The organism is Anabaena sp. CA = ATCC 33047 (assembly GCF_963870205.1).
Classification (GTDB): Bacteria; Cyanobacteriota; Cyanobacteriia; order Cyanobacteriales; family Nostocaceae; genus Trichormus.
In genome coordinates, this window is record NZ_CAWMSA010000040.1 from 295,915 (window position 1) to 296,670 (window position 756).

A 756-nucleotide genomic window follows, 5' to 3' on the forward strand; every position below is an offset into this window, starting at 1 on the left:
GTATAGTTGTGTTTTATATTCTAGCTGCCTACGAAACTCATAAAATCCCATATCCGCTATAGCTTTAGCTAACTTGCCATTTGCTAACATAAAAGAGACATTCAAATCCTCTATCCCTATCACCGCGTGGTTTTTGCTGATATAGGTGGTGATTTTATGTAATGTGTCTTTCCTGATGTTGGCTATTTTTTGGTGTAGCCTAGCAATTTTGATTTGGGATTTTCTGTAATTACTGGAACCGAATTGTTTATGACGGTTCAAGTATTGCATTCTGGCTAGTTTCGATTCATACTTTTGATAACTCTTTACGCCATCAAATATTTCTCCTGTGGATAACGTCGCTAAATGATTGATACCTAAATCAACTCCTAAAAACTCTTGTGTTTTAGGTGTTGTGGAAGTTTCTACTTCTATTTTCCAAGAGATAAACCACTGATGAGCTTGTTTACTGATGGTGACTGATTTGGGTTGATATGCTGTGGGTAAATCTTCGTAAGTTTTTATCCATCCAATCACAGGTAATCTGACTTTACGAGTGTCAATCTTAATTGCACCATCTAGGGTAAAACTATCGTGTCTGCCTTTTTTCTTGAATTTAGGAAAGCCTTTGGTTTTGTGGAAAAAACATTTAAAAGCATCTGATAGGTGTTTCAATGCGTATTGGGGGGCGCATTTGGAAACTTCATAATACCAAGGATGAGTAGATTTAATTGATGCTACTAACCATTTATGTAAATCTATGGCTGTGGGGAATTT

Annotated in this window: 1 protein-coding gene; it reads right to left on the minus strand. The window is 36.2% G+C overall.

Annotated features, from left to right (window positions below; genetic code table 11):
- Positions 1-756: RNA-guided endonuclease InsQ/TnpB family protein (locus AACS98_RS10795; RefSeq protein WP_232317142.1), on the minus strand; the 756-nt coding region annotated here is incomplete at both ends.